This is a genomic window from Actinomycetota bacterium (assembly GCA_005888325.1).
Lineage (GTDB): Bacteria > Actinomycetota > Acidimicrobiia > Acidimicrobiales > AC-14 > AC-14.
In genome coordinates this window covers 100,194-122,766 of the sequence record VAWU01000062.1, presented here as the reverse complement: position 1 = coordinate 122,766, position 22,573 = coordinate 100,194, and the positions used below count along the sequence as shown (strand labels likewise).

Below are 22,573 nucleotides of genomic sequence, written 5' to 3'. Positions count from 1 at the left end.
CGCGGGTGGCGCCGGTCCGCGATGATGACGCCCATGTCAGCAACCCCCCGGCCCGTGGCCCTCGTGACGGCGCCGTTCCGAGGGGAGGGCCTCGAGACGCTCCGGGACCTCGCCGACGTGGTCCTCGATCCATGGATCACCGCCGACACGATGCGGATGTACAACGCCGAGCAGCTGGCCGAACGGGCCCGGCAGGAGGGGGCGACCATCGTCATCTGCGAGTCCGACGTGTGTGCGGGCCCGGTGATGCAGCTCCCGCTCATCGCCATCGGCTCGACCCGCGGCGACCCCACCAACGTCGACGTCCCCGCCGCGACGGCGGCCGGGATCCCCGTGCTGCGGGCTCCGGGGCGCAACGCCGACGCGGTGGCCGAAATCGCGGTGGCGCTGCTGTTCTCGGTGACGCGCCACGTGGTCCCGGCGGATCGCGACGTGCGCGCGGGCGACGTGTGGAGGGGCGGCACGATCCCGTACCAGCGCTATCGCGCCTGGCAGGTGGCCGGGCAGACGGTCGGCCTCGTGGGCCTCGGCGCGGTGGGTCGCGCCCTGCGCTGGCGGCTCGAGGGCCTGGGCATGAAGGTCATGGCGCACGACCCCTATGCGGAAGACGCGAAGCACTCGCTGGAGGAGGTGCTCCAGGCCGCGGACGTGATCTCGCTGCACGCGGCCGTCACGCCCGAGACCGAGGGACTCATCGGCGCGGCCCAGTTCGACCAGATGCGCGACGGCGTCGTCTTCCTCAACACGGCGCGGGCCCAGCTCCACGACACCGACGCGCTCGTCGCCGCCCTGCAGTCGGGGAAGGTGGCGGCCGCCGGCCTCGACCACTTCGTCGGTGAGCACCTCCCGGTCGACCACCCGCTGATCGGGATGGACAACGTGGTGCTGACGCCGCACATCGGCGGGGCCACCTACGACACCGAGGCCAACCACTCGCGTCTCGTCGCCGACGACCTGGCCCGCCTGCTGACGGGCGAGCGACCCGTGCACATCGTGAACCCGGAGGTCCTGAAGTGAGTGTGGACGAGATCAAGCAGCAGGTGCTGGCCGCAGCCAAGGACATGTTGCGCAAGGGCCTCACCGAGGGCATGGCAGGCAACATCTCGGCCCGTCTGCCCGACGGCTACGTCGTGATCACACCGTCGTCAGTGGACTATCAGGCCATGACGCTCGACGACCTCTGCGTCATCGACCTCGACGCCAACGTGCTCGAAGGCACGCGCGGGCCCTCGTCGGAGAAGCTGCTGCACCTCTCCTGCTACAAGGGCTTCGACGACATCAAGTCGGTGATCCACGCGCATCCCGTCTACGCCACGATGTTCGCAGTCGCGCACGAGCCCATCCCTGCGTGCATCGACGAGTTCTCGATCTTCGTCGGTGGCGATGTGGCTGTGACCGACTACGCGATGAGCGGCACCGAGGACGTGGGGAAGAACGCGGTGGCGTGCCTGCAGGGCCGGGGCGCGGCGCTGCTGGCCAACCACGGGACCGTAGCGGTCGGCCCCTCGCCGGCCAAGGTGTTGCACATCACCGCGCTCATCGAGCGCAGCGCGCAGATCGTGTGGGGGGCAAGAGCCCTGGGGCAGGTGCACACGCTGCCCGACAAGGTCAACGAGACGTTCGCGACCTACTACCAGTTCCTGCGCACGAGCCCCTAGTGATGCCGGCTCCGGGTGACCGCCGCGTCGAACTCGCGTAGGCGACCGAAGACGTCGGTCAACCGGCTCGACGGCTGCGGTGGTGCCGACGAGGCCAGAGGTCGAAGTGATGGCAGGGGCGGGCGCTCCGGGCTCGACCTGGGGCGGGCGGGTGCCGGAGCCCGACGCTTCGGGACCGCCGGTGGTGGCGGCGCCGGCGCCGGCTGTCGCGGCGGGCCCGAGGCGAGCTGCATGAACTCCTGCACGACGTAGACGCCGCCGTCGGCGCCGTGCGCGACGCCGATGCCGACGTAGTCGTACGCCGGGCTCACCAGGTTGATCAGGTGATCGGGTGACGCCTCGAGCGCACGCTCGGCGGCCTCGACCGAGACGTCGACGGCCACGTTCTCCCCGAGGCGGACCCAGTCCGCGTGAACCCGTTGCTCGAGGGGTGAGTGGAAGATGGCTCGCGCCGCGGCCATGCGCTGCGCCCATTCATCCGCCCGCGCCTGGAGCTCGGCGTGGACGACGGCGGGTCGTAGGCCACGGCTCGACCGCAGAGCATTGAGGAGCGACAGGAGCTCGCCCTCCTCCGCAGCGGTGGCACGAGCCGGCGCCGGCGTGACGACGCAGAACACCACCAACCCCGCGACTGCAGCAGCAGCGGCTCTCCGCACGACTTCGCACTCCCCTCCGCAAGCGAGCACTGTTCGGCGTCTCCCGCCGCCTGGGCCGGGGACGCCAGTTGGTACCGGGGCTGGGAACGTGAGCGCAAACGCACGCTGCGTGACCCGCCCCCCTTCCGTCGGGCTCAGCGACCGAGGAAGAGGCCCCGCGGATCGTAGCGGCGGAGCGCGGTGACCTCGGCCCGCGTCGGCGGCGCGAGCTCGGCGACCACCCGTTCGACGGCGACGTCCCAACCGCAGCCGGCCGCGGCGTGGCGTACCCGCTCGGCCAGGGGCTCAGAGCCGGCGCCGACCGCAGCCAGCCGCAGGTCGCCGTCACGCCGGCGGAGGATGCCGACGTCGGTGACGACGGCCTGCACCCGGTCGCCGGGACTGGTCACGAACCCGACCTGGTCGAGCAGTCGGTCGGGACGGGCGAGGGTGACGATGACGCACTCGTTGGCGCGCGTCGCCACGTCGTTCGCACCGCCGGATCCCACCAGGAACGGGCCACCGGGAACGAGGGTGGAGTTGATGTTGCCGTGCCGGTCGACCTGGGCTGCGCCGAGGCAGCCGATGACGGTGTTGCCCTGACCTCCGATCACCTGACCGAGGATGTTGGAGGCGTCGGACAGCCGCGACGCGGCGGGGAACGAGCGTTGGTTGAAGATGTACGGGTCCGCAGGGGTGGGGTGGTACCCCCAGAGGCCCAGCTCCGCAGTGAGCTCGGTGGCGTGCCCGCGCGTCCGCGCCGTGTCGACGCCCACCCATGCGGCCAGGTTCGCCACGCCCGCGCCGGCCAGCACCGCGTGCGCGCCGGTCGCGTCGATGCGGTCGACCAGCTCGCGCGCGCCCCAGGTCGCCGCTCGCTCCCACGGCGTCACCGGCGCGTCCTCGTCGATCGGGCACGCGTCCGCGTCGGCCTGCCACGACAGCGGGTCGGTGCGAGCGCGCAACCACTCGAGTCGCTCGCGCCCGACCCGCGCGAGGTACTCGTCGTGTGTCGTGATGTCGAGGCACCAGGTCTTCGCCCACGCGTCGAAGTCGCCACGACCGGCGTCGCGGGCACCCACCCAGAACTCGACGTCCTCGCCGTAGCCGTCGGTCGGCAGACCGCGAGCGAACACCCCGCCGGGGTGCGCTCCGAACGGAGCCTCGACGATCGCGAGCACGCGGTGGGCGGGGAGGAGCACCCGCTCCGCCCACGGCGACAGGTCGTCCACGACCCGTTCCACCGTCACGATCGCGCCCCGGCGGGCTGCCAGCGCGCCCCACACACCCTCGAGCAGCGGGGGGTTGAAGGCGACGTTGCCGGCGTGGTCCGCCACCACGCCATGGACGAGCGCCACGTCGGGCGTGAGCGGGGCCAGCAACCCGACGGGCCCGAACGGTGACTCGATCTCCGCGTAGTCGGCGTTGGCGGCCATCGACGAGCCGCGTAGCGAACCGGTCGTCATCGCGGGCAGGCCGCGCGCCGCCGCCTCCAGCCGTTGCACATAGGTGAGGATCGACCAGTGCTCCACCTCGATCACACCGCTCGCGTAGGCCTGTTGGAAGATCGGGTTGGGTGTGTAGGTCGGGAACGAGTCGCCCGAGTACGCGGTGATCACCTTGCGCACCAACCCTCCGCGGAAGAAGAGCGCGCCGAGCGACGACAGGCTGAGCATGACCAGGGTGAAGCCCGGGTCGCGGCCCCACCATTGACGCACGAGCTCGCGGGCGGCGGCCGTCCAACGCGAGTGACCGAGGCCGAGGTGGACGACGTCGCCCGGGACGACGTGCCGCTCGACCGCCGTGCTCAGGCCCGTGTGCTCCACGAGCCGCCGACGCTACCCGGTCCCGCCCAGCCCGAAGATCCGGCGCGCGTTGCCGGCCACGATCTTGGCGCGCTCGTCGGCGGGGATGTGGCCCATGGCATCGGCGATGCTCTTCCGCGAGTAGGGCCAGTCGTTGCCGTGGTGCGGGTAGTCGGTGCTCCACATGATGTTGTCCACCCCGACGCCGTAGCGATTCTCAATGCCGTTGCGGTCGGTGATGAACGTGGCGCTCATGTTGCGGAACCAGTAGAAGGACGGCGCCTGCTTGATGGGGATGTTGCCCCAGGAGCGGTTACGCCAGTAGCGGTCGTCGATCTGCTCGAGGAAGTGCGGGATCCATCCGACGCCCGTCTCGATCATGGCGATGTGGAGCGCCGGGTGGCGCTCGAACACGCCGGTGAAGATGAGTTGGCCGATGGTGCCGGGCACCGAAGCGAACACGCCGCCGAGGCCGGCGACCGCTTTTGCGTTGGCCTTGGCCTCCTTGCCGCCGTAGAGGGTGCCCTTGCCGGATTCCGAGGCGCGCTTGGCCGCGGCGCGCTGCGCCTGGCGCTGACGGCGGGAGAACAGGTTGATGTGGATGCACACGGGCAGGCCCGTCTCGGCAGCCGCGGCCCAGAAGGGCTCGTCGTCGTCCGACAGGCTGTCGCCGCCTGACGGCCAGTTCGAGAGCACGACGCCCTTGAAGCCGCGCGCCGCCACCTTGAGCAGGTAGTCGACGGCAACGTCGACACCGATGGAGGGAATCTGCGCCATCCCGACGAGACGGGTGTGATCGGGCGCGCAGAACTGCTCGAAGAGGAAGTTGTTGTACGCGTCGACGCCGGCCAGGACGAAGTCGTCGTCTTCGTCACCGAGGAAGTGGCCGATGGTGCGCTGCGGCGCGAAGAGCACCTCCGCGTCGACGCCGTCGAGGTCCATGTCCTTCAGGCGCTCGTCGCCGTCGTAGCACCCGGCGCGGGCCTCCTCGTACGTCACGCCCGTCCAGCGGAAGTTGTCCCACGCCATGCCGGGCGTCGACACGAGCCCGATGGGGTCGGGCTCCGAGGCCCCGGCGAAGAGCCATGCGTCGCCGCCGTCCACGTCCTTGACCAACTTCGGCGCCTTGTCGGCGTACTTCTGCGGGAGCCACGTCTCCCAGATGTCGGTGGGCTCCAGGATGTGGGCGTCGGCCGAGATGATGTCGTACGCCATCGGACCTCCAGGTCGTCGAGCCGGTTGCTGACGCTTGCGTCAGGCTATCGGCGCCGCCGGGGAGCGAGCAATCAGAAGAGGCCTACGNNNAGAGGCCTACGGCTGCCACATCAGAAGAGGCCTACGGCTGCCACATCAGAAGAGGCCTACGGCCTCGCCGATGGACCACGTCTGCCAGGCGTGCGTGCCCAGGACGACGACGGCGATCAGGGCCATCATCGAGTTCTGCCCCTGCTCGGCCCAGTCGTGGATCATCAGCACGAAGTACAGGACGTTGAGCACCAGTCCCGCGGCCGCGGCGATCGGGGTGAGGAAGCCGAGCGCGAGACCGAGCCCGATGGCGAGCTCGCCGAACACGACCACGTACGACATGGGCTTCGGCCGAGGCGCCACGACGCGGTTGAACCCGGTGCGCACGAAACCCCACCGGTGCTCGTCGGCCACCGACTTCGCCCACGCGATCCCCGACCCGCGCGCGAACCACGCCTCCTTGTTCTTGTGGCGCCAGCTCTCGAGCCACCACAGCCCGAGCCCGATGCGCAGCACCGCGAGCCATTCGTCGACGTCGAGCAGGGTGGTCCGGGCGGCGGTGACCAGTGCATCGACCCCCGGTGACATCGGCTTCACCTAACGCGGGCCGCCGGTGGGTGTCAAGCGATCGGGACCGGCGGTAGCCTCGGCCACCGAGATGTCCGGCCCCGAGCTCCATCCCGATATCGCGCCGCTGGGCTTCTTGCTCGGCTCGTGGATCGGCGAGGGCACCGGCTACTACTCCACCATCGAGGACTTCGCCTACGGCGAGGAGATCCGCGTCTCACACGTCGGCAAGCCGTTCCTGTCCTACACGCAGCGCACGTGGTCGCTCGACGACGGGCGGCCGCTGCACGGGGAATCGGGCTTCTGGCGCCTGACCGGCGGGACGCACGTCGAGCTGGTGATCGCCCACCCTACGGGTGTCGTCGAGGTCGCGGAGGGCGAGCTGTCAGGCACCTCGATCGCGCTGGCCACGACCGCGACGGCGAAGACGCAATCCGCGAAAGATGTCGAGCAGCTCACGCGCGACATCCGCGTTCGCCACGACGAGCTCGCCTACGACCTGCACATGGCCGCGGTGGGCCAGCCGTTGCAACCCCATCTGCGCGCGCGCCTCACGCGCACCGGCGCGTAGTCCCGCGGCTGCCTGTGTCAACGGCCGCGCGGCCGCCCCAGGTGGGTCAGCGCGGCGCGCGGGCGGAACGCGGAGATGGCGCGAAGTCGCCGATGGGCGCCGTCATGGCGTCGGCGCGCTTCGTCGAGACGCAGTCGCAGCTCGGACTGGCGCGCGCTCTCCTCGTCCGTCAACGCGCGCTCCCGTCGCAGCGCGTCGAGGTCGTGGAGCTGATCGGTGAGCAGCGAGTGCGCGGCCGCCGCCGCGAGCACGTCCGCCGCCGCCTTCTTGCGCATGGCCGCCACCTCTGCGGGCGTGAGCGACGCCGGGCTCATGGCTCTCGTGTCGGCCGGTCGGGCGACGGAACGGAACCCCGAGACGCGGGACGGGTCCAGGACCTCACCCCATCGGCAACTGGACGCGATCCACCCGGTAGTCGCGCTCCAACCAGCGATCGGCCTCTTCCGGGGCGGACTCGCCCCAGAACGCGACCACGACGCGGCCGTCTGCGCCACGCACGACATACGCCGTCGTCGTCCCACCAGCAACCGTGCTCATCTACGTCGCCCCCTTCGTCGGCGAACCCTCCGCCCATGCATCGGCACCGACGGGCCGAACGTGTAGTGCGAAGTTGCGCGACGCCTCCGCGCGAGGGCCGTCCATTCTGTGGCCATTGTCCGGGTTTCTCCGGCTCGGACCGTGCGTGAAATCCACACGCGAGCACGAATTCGGGAAGAATGGGACGGCCGGGTGGAGGCAACCAGCAGGAGCCGTCCCAATGATGACGAGGCACCGCCGTGACGCCAGAGGCGCCTCGGTCGTGGAGTACGCCCTCCTGCTGGCCATGGTCGCACTGATCGTCTTCGGCACCGTCTACGCGCTGGGGCGCTCCCCGGACCGCCCCTCCAGCGTCCTCGGCCAGACGTTCAACAACCCGCCGGCCGGCGGTGGGCCCGGGCCGACGCCGCCCTCATCGACACCGACGAGCACGACGACGACCACGACGACGACCCCGCTGCCGCCCCAGCCCTAGGAGACGAGGGGCTCGAAGTGCTACGCGGGCGGGCCCTGCTGACCGACCCGCGTGGTCTTCGAGCGCACCCGCTCTCCCAGCGCGGCCACCGTCGTGACCACGTCGTAGCCGTCGCGGCCGGCCAGCCATCGGCGATTCCGCTCGTGTAGCTCCTCGGTCGGGTCGAAGCGGTTCAGCAGAACCACGAGGGGCAGGGGGGCCACCGCGCCGGCCGACAGGCGCACGGCGTTGATCGTGCCCAGGCCGGCATCCGCGACTAGCACGACGAGGTCGGGCCCGAGCGCCGATGCGAGCGACGCGCAGTCACCGTCACCCGCGATCGGCGATCGCACCCCACCCGCGGTCTCGACGACGCCGACGTCGACGGCGTCGGGCCAGTCCAGCTCGGTCACCAGGTCGGCGACCGTGAACGACGGCCGGCCCAGCGCCTCGGCCGCCATCGGAGGCGCCATCGGCGTCTCGTACCACCGGTGACGGGGGCAGACGGCGGTGGGGTCGTCGTCGGTCGCCGCCGCGAGGACGTCGGCGTCGGTGCGCAGGTCGCCCGGCGCGTACGACTGCGCGGGCTTGCGCGCCGCGACGCGCGACCCGGCCGCGGCCAGCCGGACGAGAAGCGCGGCGGCCACGAACGTCTTGCCCACCTCGGTGGCGGTGCCCGCCACGACCACCATCCGGTCAGGTCGCGACATCGCTCGAGTCGAGCGCGGCCAGTCCCTCGACCAGGCGGGAGACCTCCGTCTCCGTGTGCGCGGCGGAGAGCGCGACGCGCAGGCGGGACGTGCCGGGGGCGACCGTGGGCGGCCGGATGGCGGGGACGAGCAGGCCCCGCTCCAACAGCGCAGCGGACGCGGCCATGGCGCGCGCCTCGTCGCCCAGCACCACCGGCACGATCGGCGACGGGTGCCCGGCGCGCACTCGGCCGACGTGCTCGCGCAGGCGAGTGCGTAGGGCGTCGCCTTCGGTCGACCGAACCACGCCGAGGGCCGCCAGAGCTGCGGCCGCGGCCGCCGGGCTCAACGCGGTCGTGAAGATGAACGACCGTGCCCGGTTGACGAGCAGGTCGACGAACGGTGCCGGCGCGGCGACGAAGCCGCCGAGCGAGCCGAGCGTCTTGGACAGCGTGCCCACCCGCAGCGCCTCGATGCCGTCGAGCGAGGGATCGGGACCCAGCACTGCGTGCGCCTCGTCGATGATCAGCAGGGCGCCGTGACGCGCGCACAGATCGGCGAGCTCGTCGACCGGGGCGACGTCGCCGTCCATCGAGAACACCGTGTCGGTCACGACGATGGCGCGGTCAGCGTCGGCGACCAGCTTGGCCGCGTGGTCGAGGTCGGCGTGGCGGAAGACGGCAACGCGCGCCCGACCGAGGCGGCAGCCGTCGATGATCGACGCGTGGTTGAGCTCGTCGCTCACCACGGTGACCCCGGGGGTAGCAAAGGTCGCGAGCACACCCAGGTTGGCGGCGAAGCCGGACGGAAAGACGACGGCCCGATCCGTCCGCTTCCAGTCGGCCAGGGCGGCCTCGAGCTCGTGGTGCACGGGCCGGGAGCCGACGATGAGACGCGCCGCGCCGGAGCCCGCGCCCCACCGGTCGACGGCGGCGTGAGAGGCCGCGACCACTGCCGGGTGCTGGGTCAACCCGAGGTAGTCGTTGGACGCGAACGAGACGACCTCCCGACCGTCGGCCGTCAGCACGCCCCGGGGCCCGGCGGCGTCGAGCTCGCGCACCTCACGCCAGCGACCGGCGGCTCGGGTCGCGTCGCACTCGGCCGCGGCCCACCGGCCCCAGCTCACGCCATCACGTCGGTGATGCCCGCGACGAGCGCGTCGACGATCTGCACGATCTCGTCGGGTGTGACCGTGAGCGGGGGCATGAGCACGACCACGTCGCCCAGCGGGCGCAGGAGCACACCGCGCCCCACGGCGACCGCGCACACCCGCCGGCCGGCACGCAGGCTCGGGGCGGGTGGCTTCAGCTCGATCCCGCCCATGAGACCCCACAGCCGGATCTCCTCGACCGCGTCCAGCTCGTACACCCGCTCGTCGAGCAGGGCCTGCAGCTGGCTCGAGCGCGCCCGCACGTTCGCGAGCAGGTCCCACTCGTCGAGCAGCTGGAGGTGGCGCAGCGCCACCGCAGCCGCGAGCGCGTTCCCGCTGTAGGAGTGCCCGTGGTAGAAGGTGCGCTCGCTCAGGTCCGGCCCGAGGAACGCGTCGAACACGCGCCGCGTGGCGACGGTCGCCGACATCGGCAGGTAGCCCGCGGTGAGGCCCTTGCCGAGGCACAAGAGGTCGGGGCGCAACCCGCACTGTTCGCATGCGAAGAGCGTTCCGGTGCGGCCGAACCCGGTCGCCACCTCGTCGGCGATCAGCAGCACGTCGTGCTCGCGGCACGCGGCCGCGAGCCGGGCGAAGCCGGAGGGGTCGGCCATGCGCATGCCGCCCGCGCCCTGCACGAGCGGTTCGACGACCGCGGCGGCCAGCTCGTGCGCGTGGCTCTCGACGAGCGCGGCCGCGGTCTCGAAGCAATCGGGGTCGTCGTACCCGGGGGCCCGAACGACCGGGAAGCGCAGCGCGTCGAACGTGTCGGTGCCGAAGCCGCCTGCGCCCAGCGAGATCGCGCCGACCGTGTCGCCGTGGTAGGCGTCGGCGAACGCGAGGTACTTCGTGCGTCCCTGCTCTCCCTGGTTCGTCCAGAACTGGAAGGCGATCTTCAGCGCCTGCTCGACGGCTGAGGCCCCATCCGACGCGAACAGGAAGTGCGGCGCGTCGACGGGCACGACGTCGGCCAACGCCTCGGCCAGCTCGACGACGATCCGATTGCCGTTCCCGAGCATGGTGGAGTGCGCCACCTTGTCGAGCTGGTCACGAAGGGCGGCATCGAGCTCGGGCACGCGATGACCGAGAGTGTTGACCCACAGCGACGAGATGGCGTCGAGATAGCGATTGCCGTCGACGTCGATCAGGTACCGGCCCTCCGCCCGCTCCACCATGATCGGGGCGTTGTCGGAGAACGACGACATCTGGGTGAAGCCGTGCCACACGAGGGCGGCGTCGCGCTCGACCCACTCCTTGGCCATGTCCACCATGCCGCACGCTACCGCCGCCTCTTGGAGCGGGCACGCCGGCGCACGGCCGGGGGCGCTTGCTCTCGAGGCGGGCGTGACGCCGGCACCGGCTCGGGCTCGGGCCCGGCCCCCATCCGGTGGTCGAGCCAGGCGAGCCCGCCCAGGGCGATCACCCCGATGAGGCTCAGGCCCAGCCCGGCGTCGTCGACGGCCGTCCGCCCGTAGTGCAGCGACACGTGCCGAGCGGTGGGGACGACCACCATGAAGTTGGGCGTGACCCGCCACGGGCCGTCCGCGCCCGTAGCCTTCCAGTTGGGGAAGTACGACACCTTCACGAGCACCGGAGAGCCGACGCGGTCGACATCGAACGACACCCGGTCGTCACCGGTCACCACCCTGCTGACCCGCGCGGGCGTGACGGGCCGACGAGGGGCATCGACCTCCACCGTCGTCCCGAAGGCGATGCGCCCGTCGGCGAGGGGCTCGCCCGGGCGCGGCCGGGCGAGGGTACGCGGCCAGGTGGCGGGCCCCGCCGCGGCCAGCGGCACGTCCCACCCCGACCGGGGGCGCTGATGGAACGCGACGCCGATGGCGTTCCACGACCGCCCCGGTCCTCCGATGCCCCTCACGACCGCCGGCAGATGCGAGAGCGGCGCGACGAGCGGGGCGTCGGCGACCTCGTACACCGTCCACGGTCCGGCGCGAGCGCGCCGCGTCAGCTCCGGCCGGGCGTCGGCCTGCCGCTTCGCCTCCGGTGTCACCGCGAGGTAGTAGCGCACCCCCCACAGCTGCAGGTGCTCCACGCCGGCACCGAGGTCGAGGGAGCGGTACGGCAGGTCGCGCACGACGCGGATGGGGTCCTTCGTGAGCTCCGACGTCATCAGCCGCTCGTACAAGCTCGAGGCGGACGACTCGTGGTAGTAGGCCTCGTTGAACGAGGTGATGCATCCGTGGGTCCAGTACGGGAACAGCGTGAGCGCGTAGACCGAGCCGTAACGGAAGAGGCTCGACGGGTCGGCCTCGGCGAAGGCGCGTCCGCAACCTCGGGCCCGCCCCAGCCGGTCGACGGTCCGCACGAGCTGTTCGTACTCACGGTGAGCCGGGCGTCCCTCGTATCCCGCGTACGCGTAACGGAGGGAGACGCGGACCTGGTCGAGGTCGGTCACGTGGAGCGGCGCGGGAAGCGACCGGAACGGCAAGCCGACGAGCACCACGACCGACACCATCGCGACGAGAGGTGCGACCAACGTGCCGTCGCCGCGCCCCGGCGACTGCGCGTACCTCCGCGAGCGCCGGGACCGCAGCGCCTGCGCCTCGTGCACCAGCTCCGAGAGCCCCAGCGCGGCGAGGAGGTAGATGCAGAGGAACCAGAACGGCAGGAACCGGTCGCTCTGGAGGCGGTGGATCGGCTGTATGGGATACGCGGCCGCCATGAGGACGGCCAACACCGCGAGCCCGACACCAGCGCGCAGGCGGCGCACGATGCTGAGGCCCACCGCGGCGAGCGCCAGCATGAACACCGGAAGGAGGTGCCACACCTGCGCGGTCAGGAACTGGCCGGGCCGGCATGCGCTGCGCTCGCTGCAGGTGTCGAGGAACGGAAAGATGTTCTGGAGCTGATGTGAGGGTGGCGGATACAGGCCCCCGGTCGTGAGGCCCAGGCGCGCCGCGAACGGCAGGAGCCAGAACCCGATCAACAAGAGGCCGACACCGACGATCGCCGTCAGCTGGATCAGCCGACGTCGATCGGGACGGACCGCGAACAGCACGGCCGCGCCTACCAACGCGAACGTCATGTCGTACAGATGGCACAACCCGACGACGGCGAGCAGCGCGGCTCCCACGGCACGATGCCGAGGCGGCCCGGCCAGGCTCTGCTCGTGGCCTCTGGGGCCGGCCAGGCTCTGCTCGTGGCCTCTGGGGCCGGCCAGGCCCCGTGCGATCAGACCCAGGAAGACGAGCGCCACCGCCAGTCCGATGGAGTACGCGAACTCGCTGCGCACGGTCGAGATGACGTCGCCGCCCCGCGGCTGGGGCTGGAAGTGGTCGAACAGGAACATCACGCTGGCCGCGCTCATCAGCGCGGGCGCAGGGAAGCGAAAGCCCGCGAGCCGACCGAACGCCCACGCGGCCACCGGGAGACCGAGCAGCCCGGTCGCGGTCACGAGCTTGAAGGCCACCTCGCTCGGCAACACCGCGCCGAGCAACGCGATCGCGACGGTCGGCAACGGGAAGTAGAAGACCATGACCGGGAAGCCCGCATGCCAGTCGGGTGCCCACCCGGTGATGCGCCCGTGCGGGAACAGGTGGTCGCGCATGAAGCCGGGCGTCCACACGTTGCCACCGACGTCGCTGCCGGTTGGCGTCGCGCGCGACAGCAGCCAGCCCGGGTGCAGCTGCCAGAAGGCGAAGAGGACGGCGCCGCAGACCACGACGAGCGTGACGAGGCGCTGGCGTGACAGGCGACCCGTCATCACGACGGGATCAGGAGTCGTGCACCGCTACCGTCGATCGCCCACGTAGAGCACCGTCGGCGAGAGCAGCGCGACTCGGCTCGAGATCGGGTCGAGGGCGCGCGCCCAGATCTTGTCGCGATAGAGGTCGGAGAAGCCCAACGGCAGCAGGCGGTAGGCGAACCTGCTGCTCGCGTTCAGCGTCCGCAGCATCGAGTAGACGTTGTAACGCCCGATGTGGGTGGGGTCGTGCTTGAAGTGGGGCGACAGCGGGTTGGGCACCGTGATCACCAACCGGTGACGGGTGAGCTCCTCGAGCGCGTCGACCGTCGAGCGCACCTGCTCCGTGGGAAGGTGCTCGAGGAACTCGCTGCAGAACACGGCGTCGACGTCGCTGAAGTGCTGAGCGCTTCGCTCGACCCGGTCGCAGACCACGCGATCGTACGCACCTGTGGTCGTCGCGTTCTCACACAGCACGGCGTCGTGGTCGATGCCGTAGACGACCGGCACCTCGGCCTTCAGGTGCGGGCCGTACAGCCCCGAGCCGCACGCCACGTCGAGCACGGACGCCTCACCGCCCAAGTGCTCCCCGATGACCTCCACCATCCGCGAGTCGACTTCGCGGTCGAGGTACTCACGCGTCAGGTCCTCGACACCGAACCGTCTCCGCCTCACGCCGCGCATGCTACGCGGGGTGGCCCACCGGGGCACCGGTATCGGGCTCGAGGTCGGGACAGCCCTGGACGTACGCGGTGACGGCGGCCAACGCGATGACCGCGTTGGTCAACAGCACCGGCCCGGAGTCGTTGCTGACTGCGCCCACCACCCCGCAGGCGAGACCCCCCAGGAGGGCCGCCGGCCACGCCCGGCCTCGGAGGGGTGCATACAACCGGGCCCGGTTGCGCAGCGCGAACGCGATGCCGAGCGCGGCGCCCACGAACGTGGGGATGGTGCGACCCTGGACCAGCACCCCGAACGCGAGCTGGTAGCGCCGGCTCACGAGCTCCCAGAGGTCGGTGAAGCCCTGCGAGCGCGTGAGGTTGCGGCTCAGGTGGCTGCCGCCCGAGAGGCCGAGGTCGATCGCGATCAGGGCGGCGATGGCCAGGAAGGGCACGAGGGCGGCGACGACGAGCGCCCGGCGGGTGATGCCCATGGGGAGCATCACCAACGTGGCCACCGTGAACCCGCCTCCGACCGTGAGCACGCCACCGACGTCGGCACCGAGCCGTCCCCAACCCACGACGAGGCCGAGCGCGATACCGCTCACGACGTAGACGAGGCAGAGCCGCCGCGACCGGTCGCGCCAACCGACCAGTGCCGCCAGGCCGAGCAGCACCAGGATCGGAAGCAGCGGTTCGAGCTCGTTCGAGATGCCGTAGAACCGCGAGCCCGAGATGAGGCTCGGCCCGAGGGCCGACCGCGTCAGCAGGTTGCCTCCCGTCGCGAGGTCGAGCGTATATGCGACGAGCCCGACCGCCGCCGGCACGACCGGTCCGCGCGGCCAGCGCAACCGAACGTCGGTCAACGCGCTGAGCGCGACGGACGCGGTCGCGATCAACGCGGTCTCGGCGCCTTTCTCACTCGGCTCGAGTGCGGCGACCAACAGCACCATCGTCGGCCACCACATGACCGCCAGCGCGCTGATCCGAAGGCCGGGACGCAGCGCGGCGCGCATCCCCCGGACGGTGCCGAGCAACAACATCACGAGCACCGAGATCCCGAGGACGCCGGTCAGCGACGACGACTGGCGTCCTGCCCGCACGTCGTTCCACCGGAGACGGAGCGCCTCCAGGCGATGCGCAGACACGCCTGACGCCACGCGCACGGTCTCGCCCCGAACGGCGTCGGGAACCGTGACGTGGAGGTGATCGAGCACCGTGGGCAGGATGTCGATGGCCGACACGAGCCCGGGGCGGCGGGTGGAGCCAGAGCGGACGGTGCGGTCGTCGCCGGCAGCGCCGTGCTTCGCACTCGCCTTCGACTCCGCGCCGGCAACGGCGAAGGCGGGGAGGCGGTAGAAGCGCGTGGGCGCCCGGCCGAAGCCTTGCTCGGGCGGCGTCGGCGGCAGGTGCGCCACCACCACGAGCTCGTCGGGGCCGCGCCCGGCCAAGAGCCCCAGGAGCGCCGCCCGACCGGCATCACCGCCGGGCAACTCGACCACGACGAGCCGGCGCGCGTCGAGCATCCCCGCCACACGCGCGTCGATGGTCGCGGCCGGCCCGGTGGAGAACGCCGCAACCCTTCCGTGCTCGTCGGCCGCGGCGATCGCGACCTCGTCAGACCCGGTCACGCCGACGTACCCGGCGCCACCCGGAACCGCGCCGGCGAGCGTCCCCGGCCGCAGGGTCACCGACACGTCCCTGGCGCGAAGTCGCGCGGTGTCCCAGCCGTCGATGGTCGCTCCGGCGCCATCGCGAACGGCGTGCAGCGCGGGCGTATTGCCGCTGTAGAGCGAACCCGACTGGCGGCTCCCCTGCGAGATGTCGAGCAGGGCCTGCTGGCGCGTGTACGTGCTCTCGACCGACGACATCAGCCCGCCGGCCACCCCGCGCTGCGCGTCGAGCGTACGCAGCAGCCGGTCGTGCGGCTCGCCCGAAGCGGCGGGATCGAAGACCAGGTTCGCACTCGGGTCCTCGGTCCAGAACGCCACGACGACCGTCGGTCGCGACGCGGCGGCGGCGGGAGTCGGGACCGTGCCGACGAGGAGCAACCCGGCCAGCAGCACGAACGCGAGGGCGACCGCCGCTCGCCGGGGGGTGAGCATCGCCGGGGACTGTACCGACGCGCCGGCGCAGCGAGCACGCGTTCGCAGGCAGCTCCCCGGCCGCGTCGACCGATCAGGGAGCGTCGTCGCCGTAGCCTGCGGGGTCCACCAGGGGCATGTGCAACCACGAGAGCATCTGGCGCAGCTGGTCGTACGCGGCGAGCCGGGCCTCGTCGGTGGCGTCGACCTCCGCCCGCTCACAGACATCCCACAGCCGCTGCACCATCGAAGGACCGAGCTCCAGGAGGCCCCCACTGCCACCGCTCGCCCAGCGGGCCAGCACGTACCGGCAGAGGGCCCCGACGGGGACACCGACGTTGGCGCTCAGCACCTCGATCGTCGTAAGCGGGTCGACGAGCGCGTACAGCGCGACCTCGGCTTTGAAGTTGGCGTCGGGGTCGTCGTCCGCCCAGGGCCCGGTCCACGGCTCGAGGCGGACCACCTCTCGGGCTGCCTCATTGGAGCTGCGGTCCTCCGCTGCGCTTCGGTCCTCGCTCGCCTCATTGGAGCCGCGATCATCGCTGGGCATGCAACGACGGTAGAGCCCCACCCAGGGCCCGGCGATACGGTGAGGCGATGCGCGAGCACGGGCTGGCGACGGAGGCGGTGCTGGCCGAGCTGGACAGCCGCCGAGCGCGCGACCCCGACATCGACGCGGCGCGGCTCTTCGGCCTCGTCTACCCGACGGGCCGGGACGACCTCGAGCACGTCATCGTCGAGGCCAACCGGCGCTTCCTGTTCGGCAACGCGCTGAACCCGTTCAAGTTCGCCGAGCTGGCGTCGCTCGAGAAGGAGGTCGTCTCCATGACCGGAGCGCTCCTCCATCTGCCCGAGGCTGGCGGCGGAGCGATGACCTCCGGGGGCAGCGAGTCGATCTTCCTGTCGATGCTCGTGAACCGCGAGCGAGCCAAGGCCAAGGGCATCGATCGTCCGCAGATCCTCGCGGCCGAGACCGCGCACCCCGCATACGCGAAGGCCGCGCACTACCTGGGCATGGAGGTCGTGCGCGTGCCGCTCGACGGGGGCGGTCGCGCCGACGTCGACGCCGCCCGCGCCCGGCTCTCGCCCGCGACCGCGGTGGTCGTCGCGTCGGCGTTCAACTACCCCTACGGGGTGATGGACCCGGTCGTCGAGCTCGCGGGGCTGGCGGCCGAGCACGGCGCCGGTTGCCACGTCGACGCGTGCATCGGCGGCTTCGTGCTCCCGTTCCTCGAGCGGCTGGGTCGCGAGGTGCCCCCCTGGGACTTCCGCGTCCCCGGTGTCACCGAGATCTCCGCCGACGTGCACAAGTACGGCTACTGCCCGAAGGGCGCGTCGGTGATCCTGCACCGCGACGCCGACTGGTTCGGCCACCAGGTCTACCTCTACGACAACTGGCCCTCCGGCCTCTACGGGTCACCGGTCGTCGCCGGTGCCCGACCCGCGGCACCGATTGCCACCGCGTGGGCGGTGATGACCTACCTCGGGGTCGACGGGTACGTCGACATCATGCGCTCGCTGCTCGGCACCGTGGCGAAGGTGCGCGCCGCCATCGATTCGATCGAGCCGATCACCGTCGTGGGCGATCCGATCGGACCGGTCCTCGCCATGCGGTCCGACGAGATCGACCTCTACGCCGTCGGCGACGTCATGGACGACCGTGGCTGGAACCTCAACCGCAACACGCAGCCGCCGGGCCTGCACCTCATGCTCTCCCCCGCTCACGCCTCGGTCGTCGACGAGCTGCTCGCCGACCTGCGCGCCGCCGTCGATCACCACGGCACGTCGCGAGGTGTCGGCGCCCGCTACGCGTGATCCGACCTACGCTCGCCGCCATGGCCGCGACATCGCCCGGCGAAAACAAGCGTGTCGTCGCGCAGCTCTGGCGCGACCTCTACGCCCGCGATTTCGACGCGGTGGGCGCCCACTTTCTCGACGACGGCGAGTACACCGACGTGCCCTCACCGGCAGACGACGTCGCCCGGGGCCCGGCAAAGATCGCCGCCCGACTCCGGCTCGGTCTCGGGCCGCTCGAGCGCATCGATCACGAGATCCGGGTCGTCGTGGCCGAAGGCGACACCGTCGTGACCGAGCACGTCGAGCACTGGCACTGGCCCACCGGTGAGCACGTCGACCTCCCGTTCGTGTCCGTCCACGAGTTCCGCGAGGGCCGCATCGGCCGCTGGTGGGACTACTGGGACATGCAGACGCTCATGGGCGCAGCACCCGAGTGGTGGGTCGAGCACATCATGAAGGGCTACGAGTGATGGACTTCACGTTCGACGACGTGCAGCGCGACCTGCGCGATCTGGCGCGCAAGATCCTCGGCGAACAGGTCACGACCGAGCGTCTCCTCGAGCTGGAGGACGCGTCGGAGCCGTTCGATCGCCGGGTGTGGAAGCAGCTCGCCGACGCGAACCTCCTGGGCGTACCGCTCCCCGAGGCCCTCGGCGGCAGCGGCTATGGGCTGATGGAGCTGTGCGTGCTGCTCGAGGAGGTGGGCCGCCACGTCGCGCCGCTGCCGTTGCTGGCCACCGTCGGCCTGGGCGCGATGCCGGTCGCCGCGCTCGGCAGCGACGAGCAACGGCACCGGTTTCTCCCGGCGGTGATCGCGGGCACGTCGCTGCTCACCGCTGCGCTCTGCGAGCCGGGCCACGCCGACCCGCTGTCGCCGACGACGGTCGCCGGGCGCGACGGGTCGGGCTGGCGCCTCGACGGCGAGAAGCTCGCGGTCCCCTACGCGCCGCTCGCCGACGCCATGCTTGTCCCGGCCACCACGGAAGCGGGCACGCTGGCGGTCTTCATCGTCACGCCCGACACCGAGAACGCAGCCGTCGAAGCCGCGACGGCGACCAACGGCGAGCCGCAGGGCCGGCTCCGGCTGTCGGGAGCGCGTGTCCACGACCGCGACGTGCTCGGCGACGCGACCGAGGGCGCGCACGCCGTCGACTGGCTCCAACAGCACGCGCTGGCGTGCTACTGCGCGACCGCGGTCGGCGTGTTCGATCGGGCGCTGCGGATCACGGCGAGCTACCTCAGTGAGCGGAAGCAGTTCGGCCGCCCGATCGCCACCTTCCAGGGCGCCACGCTGCGTGCGGCCGACGCGTACATCGACACCGAGGCGATCCGCGTCACGACGTGGTCGGCCATCTGGCGGCTGGCGTCGGGGCGCGACGCGCACGACGAGCTCGCCATCGCCAAGTTCTGGGTCGCCGACGGTGGCCAGCGCGTCGCCAACGCGTGCCAGCACCTCCACGGTGGCATGGGCGCCACCACCGACTACCCCATCCACCGCTACTTCCGTTGGGCCAAGTTGCTCGAGCACGCGCTCGGCGGGGCGACGCCACACCTCCTGCGGCTGGGCGACACCATCGCCGCCGGGCCCGGCTGAGGCGAGGAAGGCCCGCGCGTGTTCATCGACCTCACCGACCGGCAGCGGGCGCTGCGAGCGGAGATCGACTCCTACTTCGCCGCGCTCATGACTCCCGAGCGGCGGGCGTCGCTGGGCGGCGGCGAGCAGTTCGGGCCCGGCTACCGCGAGACCGTGCGCCAACTGGGCCGCGACGGATGGCTCGGAGTCGGCTGGCCCGAGGAGTACGGGGGCCGCGGCTGGGGTGCCCTCGAACAACTGATCTTCGTCGACGCCGCAGGGCGGGCGGGCGTGCCCCTCCCCGCAGTGACGCTCAACACGGTGGGGCCCACGCTCGCCCAGTTCGGCACCGACGAGCAGAAGCAGCGGTTCCTCCCCGCGATCCTCCGCGGCGACGTGCATTTCGCCATCGGCTACACCGAGCCCGAGGCGGGCACCGACCTGGCGTCGCTGCGCACCCGCGCCATGCGTGACGGCGACGAGTACGTCGTCAACGGCCAGAAGGTCTTCACCACGGGCGGTCACGACGCCGACTACGTCTGGCTCGCGGCACGCACCGCCCCCGACGCCCCGAAGCACGAAGGAATCTCGATCCTCATCGTCGACACGTCCGACCCCGGCTTCAGCTCGGCGCCGTTCCGCATGATCGGCGGAGGGCACAACAACACGACCTACTACGACAACGTGCGCGTTCCGGTGTCGATGCGGGTCGGGCCCGAGCACGGCGGGTGGAAGATGATCACCACCCAGCTCAACTTCGAGCGGGTGATGCTCGGGCCCTCGGGCGGGATCTTCAAGGCGCTCGACGCCGTGGCGGGCTGGGCGCGCGAGACGATCGCCGCCGACGGCCGACGGGTGATCGACCACGAGTGGGTGAAGCTGAACCTCGCCCGCGTCCGGGCCAGGGTCGAGGCCGCAGAGCTGTTCAACTGGCGGGTCGCCTCCCGTCAGGAGCAGGGCGAGCTCAACCCGGCCGACGCGTCGGCCATGAAGGTGTTCGGCACCGAGCTGCGCATCGAGTCGCTCCGGCTGCTCATGGAGGTGGTCGGCGCGGCCGGCACGCTCAAGAAGGGCTCGGCCGGTGCTGTCCTCGCCGGCAACCTCGAGGTCGAGTACGCGGGTGCCACCATCGGGACGTTCGGCGGCGGCGTCAACGAGATACAGCGCGAGATCATCGGGATGGCGGGCCTGCGCATGCCACGCGTGCCCCGCTGAGCCCGCGGCCGGCAGTGCGCTCGCGCCCAGCCTCTGCCGAGCACCACCAGCGTCGCGGTGGCTGGCGGCTGATGCGCGAGGTCGCGTCGCAGAGCCGTCGCGCGATCGTCCTCGGAGTGCTCGCCGCGCTCGGCTGGACCGTCGCGAAGATCACGATCCCGCTGCTCGCGCTGCGGGCCGTCGACCGCGGCATCGACCCTTACGACCGCGGCGCGCTCATGCGTTGGTCGATCGCCGTCGTCGTCGCGACGGTGTTCGTCGGTGGGTTCACGGCCTACCGGCGCTACGCCGCGTTCAAGATCTCGCTCCGGGCCGAGGCGGAGCTGCGGCGCCGGCTCTTCGACCAGCTGCAGCGCCTTCACTTCGGCTACCACGACCGGGCGCAGATCGGCGAGCTCATGGCCCGGGCCAGCATCGATGCCAAACAGGTGCAGATGCTGCTCGTGTTCATCCCCGTGGCCGGCGCCAACGTCGTGATGGTCCTGGGCGTCGCCGTCGTCCTGCTCGTGCTCAACGCCAAGCTCGCGCTCGTGTCGCTCGCGGCGCTTCCATTGCTTGCGGTGGCGGCGACCCGCTTCTCGCGGCGGCTCCACCCGGTCGCCACCGATCTCCAGCAGCGCCTGGCCGACATGTCGCTCGTGGTCGAGGAAGCCGTGTCCGGCATCCGCGTCGTCAAGGGCTTCGGCGCCGAGGCGGTCGAGAACCGACGGCTGGAGAAGGCTGCCGGCGGCGTGTACGGCCGCGCCATGGCGATGGCTCGCCTGCGCGCCGCGTTCAACCCGCTGCTCGACGTCCTGCCGACCGTCGGGCTGGTAGCCGTGCTCTTTGTCGGCGGTCGCGAGGTGATCGCGGGCCGGATCACGGTCGGCGCACTCATCGCCTTCAACTTCTACATCCTCCAACTGGGCTTCCCGCTGCGAATGACGTCGTTCGTGGTGGCGCAGCTGTCGCGCGCCTCCGCGGCGGCCGCTCGCGTGTACGAGATCCTCGCGACCGAGCCCGAGATCTTGGAGCCCGCGGACGCGCAGCCGCTGCCGCCCGGCGGAGGCGAGATCCGGTTCGAGGGGGTCAGCTTCGGCTACCGACCCGACCTGCCCGTGCTGCACGGTCTCGACCTCGTCGTGCGACCGGGCGAGTCGGTGGCGCTCGTCGGGCCCACCGGGTCGGGTAAGTCCACCGTCGCTCGCCTCGTGCCGCGGTTCTACGACGTCGACGCCGGACGCGTCCTGATCGATGGGGCGGACGTGCGCGATCTCAAGCTCGGCGACCTGCGCGACGCGGTTGCGATCGTGTTCGAGGACACCTTCCTGTTCACCGACACCGTCCGCGCGAACATCGCCTTCGCCGACGACGGTTCGTCCGCGGCGGAGATCGAGCGCGCCGCGCGCCTGGCGGGCGGGCACGAGTTCGTGACCGAGCTGCCCGCGGGCTACGAGACCCTCCTCGGGGAGCACGGCTTCTCGCTCTCCGGGGGTCAGCGCCAGCGGGTGGCGATCGCGCGGGCCATCCTCGCCGACCCCCGCGTGCTCATCCTCGACGACGCCACCTCGTCGGTCGACGCCACCAAGGAGCACGAGATCAGGGCCGCGCTCGACGAGGTGATGCGGGGGCGGACGACGATCATCATCGCCCACCGTCCCGCCACCATCGCGCTCGCGGACCGCGTGGTCCTGCTCGACGAGGGCCGCGTCGTGGCCGAGGGCAGCCACGACGAGCTGTTGCGCACCAGCGAGCGTTACCGCGAGGTGCTGGCCCACGTGTCGGACGCCGCCGGCCACGACCGGACCGCCCCCGACGCGGAGGTCGTCCCGTGAGGGTGCAACAGGTCACCGATCTGCGCCTGAGCGCGGCAGAGAGGCGACACGTCGTCCGGCGCACGTGGCGGTTCCTCCGCCCGGTTCGACTGCGCCTGCTCCTCGCCGTAGCCTGCGTCCTCCTCCAGGCGGCCGCCACGCTCGCCGGCCCCGCGATCGTGCGCTACGGGATCGACCACGGTGTGCAACCGCGCGATGTCGGCGCCCTCGACCGCGCCACCATCGCCTTCGTCGTCTCCGTCATCCTCGTCTACGTCTTCGGTCGGCTGACCATCACGGCCGTCGCCCGGATCGGAGAGGGCTTCCTCCGCGAGCTGCGCCAACGCGTCTTCGCCCACCTCATGCGGTTGTCGCTCGAGTTCTACGATCGCACGCGCACGGGCGCCCTCGTCGCTCGCATGACCGCGGACTGAACATCTT

At 71.5% G+C, this 22,573-nt stretch carries 22 protein-coding genes; 10 read left to right on the top strand and 12 right to left on the bottom strand.

What is annotated here, in order from left to right; translation table 11 throughout:
• Positions 1–33 precede the first annotated feature (33 nt).
• Positions 34–1,017 (top strand): 3-phosphoglycerate dehydrogenase, encoded by a 984-nt coding sequence (locus E6G06_18195; GenBank protein ID TML87477.1) that lies wholly within the window; start codon positions 34–36, stop codon positions 1,015–1,017.
• 44 nt (positions 1,018–1,061) lie between these two features.
• On the top strand, positions 1,062–1,658 hold the full coding sequence (locus E6G06_18190) for a fuculose phosphate aldolase (protein TML87566.1): 597 nt from the start codon (positions 1,062–1,064) through the stop codon (positions 1,656–1,658).
• Here the strand turns inward: E6G06_18190 and E6G06_18185 are convergent.
• From E6G06_18185 to E6G06_18170, 4 genes are all read right to left on the bottom strand, one after another.
• The gene (locus tag E6G06_18185; GenBank protein ID TML87476.1) at positions 1,655–2,314 is read right to left on the bottom strand and encodes a CAP domain-containing protein; all 660 of its coding nucleotides are present in this window, start codon (positions 2,312–2,314) and stop codon (positions 1,655–1,657) included. The two genes, E6G06_18190 and E6G06_18185, sit on opposite strands and share 4 nt — an antisense overlap.
• A gap of 134 nt (positions 2,315–2,448) precedes the next feature.
• Entirely contained in the window at positions 2,449–4,119 is a 1,671-nt protein-coding gene (locus E6G06_18180; protein ID TML87475.1) for a hypothetical protein, read from the bottom strand.
• Positions 4,120–4,131: 12 nt separating this feature from the next.
• The gene (locus tag E6G06_18175; protein TML87474.1) at positions 4,132–5,313 is read right to left on the bottom strand and encodes an amidohydrolase; all 1,182 of its coding nucleotides are present in this window, start codon (positions 5,311–5,313) and stop codon (positions 4,132–4,134) included.
• A 135-nt stretch (positions 5,314–5,448) separates the two neighbouring features.
• Positions 5,449–5,931 (bottom strand): DoxX family protein, encoded by a 483-nt coding sequence (locus E6G06_18170; protein TML87473.1) that lies wholly within the window; start codon positions 5,929–5,931, stop codon positions 5,449–5,451.
• A 70-nt stretch (positions 5,932–6,001) separates the two neighbouring features.
• Here E6G06_18170 and E6G06_18165 point away from each other — a divergent pair, with 70 nt between their 5' ends.
• Positions 6,002–6,481: an FABP family protein gene (locus E6G06_18165; GenBank protein ID TML87472.1), complete on the top strand. Its 480-nt coding sequence runs from the start codon at positions 6,002–6,004 to the stop codon at positions 6,479–6,481.
• Positions 6,482–6,498: 17 nt separating this feature from the next.
• Here the strand turns inward: E6G06_18165 and E6G06_18160 are convergent, their stop codons facing one another.
• Positions 6,499–6,795, bottom strand: coding sequence for a hypothetical protein (locus tag E6G06_18160; GenBank protein TML87471.1), 297 nt, complete (start codon positions 6,793–6,795; stop codon positions 6,499–6,501).
• A 485-nt stretch (positions 6,796–7,280) separates the two neighbouring features.
• On the opposite strand from E6G06_18160, the gene E6G06_18155 reads away from it, so the two are divergent.
• On the top strand, positions 7,281–7,493 hold the full coding sequence (locus E6G06_18155) for a hypothetical protein (GenBank protein ID TML87470.1): 213 nt from the start codon (positions 7,281–7,283) through the stop codon (positions 7,491–7,493).
• A gap of 20 nt (positions 7,494–7,513) precedes the next feature.
• On the opposite strand, the gene E6G06_18150 is transcribed toward E6G06_18155, so the two are convergent.
• The 7 genes from E6G06_18150 to E6G06_18120 form a co-directional block, all read right to left on the bottom strand.
• Positions 7,514–8,182, bottom strand: coding sequence for a dethiobiotin synthase (locus tag E6G06_18150; GenBank protein TML87469.1), 669 nt, complete (start codon positions 8,180–8,182; stop codon positions 7,514–7,516).
• Entirely contained in the window at positions 8,169–9,287 is a 1,119-nt protein-coding gene (locus E6G06_18145; GenBank protein ID TML87468.1) for an 8-amino-7-oxononanoate synthase, read from the bottom strand. The genes E6G06_18150 and E6G06_18145 overlap by 14 nt, the downstream gene beginning before the upstream one ends.
• Positions 9,284–10,579: an adenosylmethionine--8-amino-7-oxononanoate transaminase gene (bioA, locus tag E6G06_18140; protein ID TML87467.1), complete on the bottom strand. Its 1,296-nt coding sequence runs from the start codon at positions 10,577–10,579 to the stop codon at positions 9,284–9,286. The genes E6G06_18145 and bioA overlap by 4 nt, the downstream gene beginning before the upstream one ends.
• 8 nt (positions 10,580–10,587) lie before the next feature.
• A complete protein-coding gene (locus E6G06_18135; protein ID TML87466.1) occupies positions 10,588–13,032 on the bottom strand; it encodes a hypothetical protein in 2,445 nt (814 codons plus the stop codon).
• Between the two features lie 27 nt (positions 13,033–13,059).
• The gene (locus E6G06_18130; protein ID TML87465.1) at positions 13,060–13,695 is read right to left on the bottom strand and encodes a class I SAM-dependent methyltransferase; all 636 of its coding nucleotides are present in this window, start codon (positions 13,693–13,695) and stop codon (positions 13,060–13,062) included.
• Between the two features lies 1 nt (position 13,696).
• A complete protein-coding gene (locus E6G06_18125) occupies positions 13,697–15,775 on the bottom strand; it encodes a hypothetical protein (protein ID TML87464.1) in 2,079 nt (692 codons plus the stop codon).
• Between the two features lie 73 nt (positions 15,776–15,848).
• Entirely contained in the window at positions 15,849–16,217 is a 369-nt protein-coding gene (locus E6G06_18120) for a hypothetical protein (GenBank protein ID TML87565.1), read from the bottom strand.
• Positions 16,218–16,351: 134 nt separating this feature from the next.
• Between E6G06_18120 and E6G06_18115 the strand changes: the two genes are divergently transcribed.
• The 6 genes from E6G06_18115 (at position 16,352) to E6G06_18090 (ending at position 22,566) form a co-directional block, all read left to right on the top strand.
• Complete coding sequence (locus E6G06_18115; protein ID TML87463.1) at positions 16,352–17,569, top strand: aspartate aminotransferase family protein; 1,218 nt, start codon at positions 16,352–16,354, stop codon at positions 17,567–17,569.
• 20 nt (positions 17,570–17,589) lie between these two features.
• A complete protein-coding gene (locus E6G06_18110; GenBank protein TML87462.1) occupies positions 17,590–18,021 on the top strand; it encodes an ester cyclase in 432 nt (143 codons plus the stop codon).
• Positions 18,021–19,145 carry an acyl-CoA dehydrogenase gene (locus E6G06_18105; GenBank protein ID TML87461.1) on the top strand — a complete coding sequence of 375 codons (1,125 nt, stop codon included), beginning with the start codon at positions 18,021–18,023 and terminating at the stop codon, positions 19,143–19,145. The genes E6G06_18110 and E6G06_18105 overlap by 1 nt, the downstream gene beginning before the upstream one ends.
• Before the next feature lie 18 nt (positions 19,146–19,163).
• Positions 19,164–20,339 (top strand): acyl-CoA dehydrogenase, encoded by a 1,176-nt coding sequence (locus E6G06_18100; GenBank protein TML87460.1) that lies wholly within the window; start codon positions 19,164–19,166, stop codon positions 20,337–20,339.
• 71 nt (positions 20,340–20,410) lie between these two features.
• A complete protein-coding gene (locus tag E6G06_18095; GenBank protein TML87459.1) occupies positions 20,411–22,153 on the top strand; it encodes an ABC transporter ATP-binding protein in 1,743 nt (580 codons plus the stop codon).
• Positions 22,150–22,566: an ABC transporter ATP-binding protein gene (locus tag E6G06_18090; protein TML87458.1), complete on the top strand. Its 417-nt coding sequence runs from the start codon at positions 22,150–22,152 to the stop codon at positions 22,564–22,566. The genes E6G06_18095 and E6G06_18090 overlap by 4 nt, the downstream gene beginning before the upstream one ends.
• The last annotated feature ends 7 nt before the right edge of the window (positions 22,567–22,573 follow it).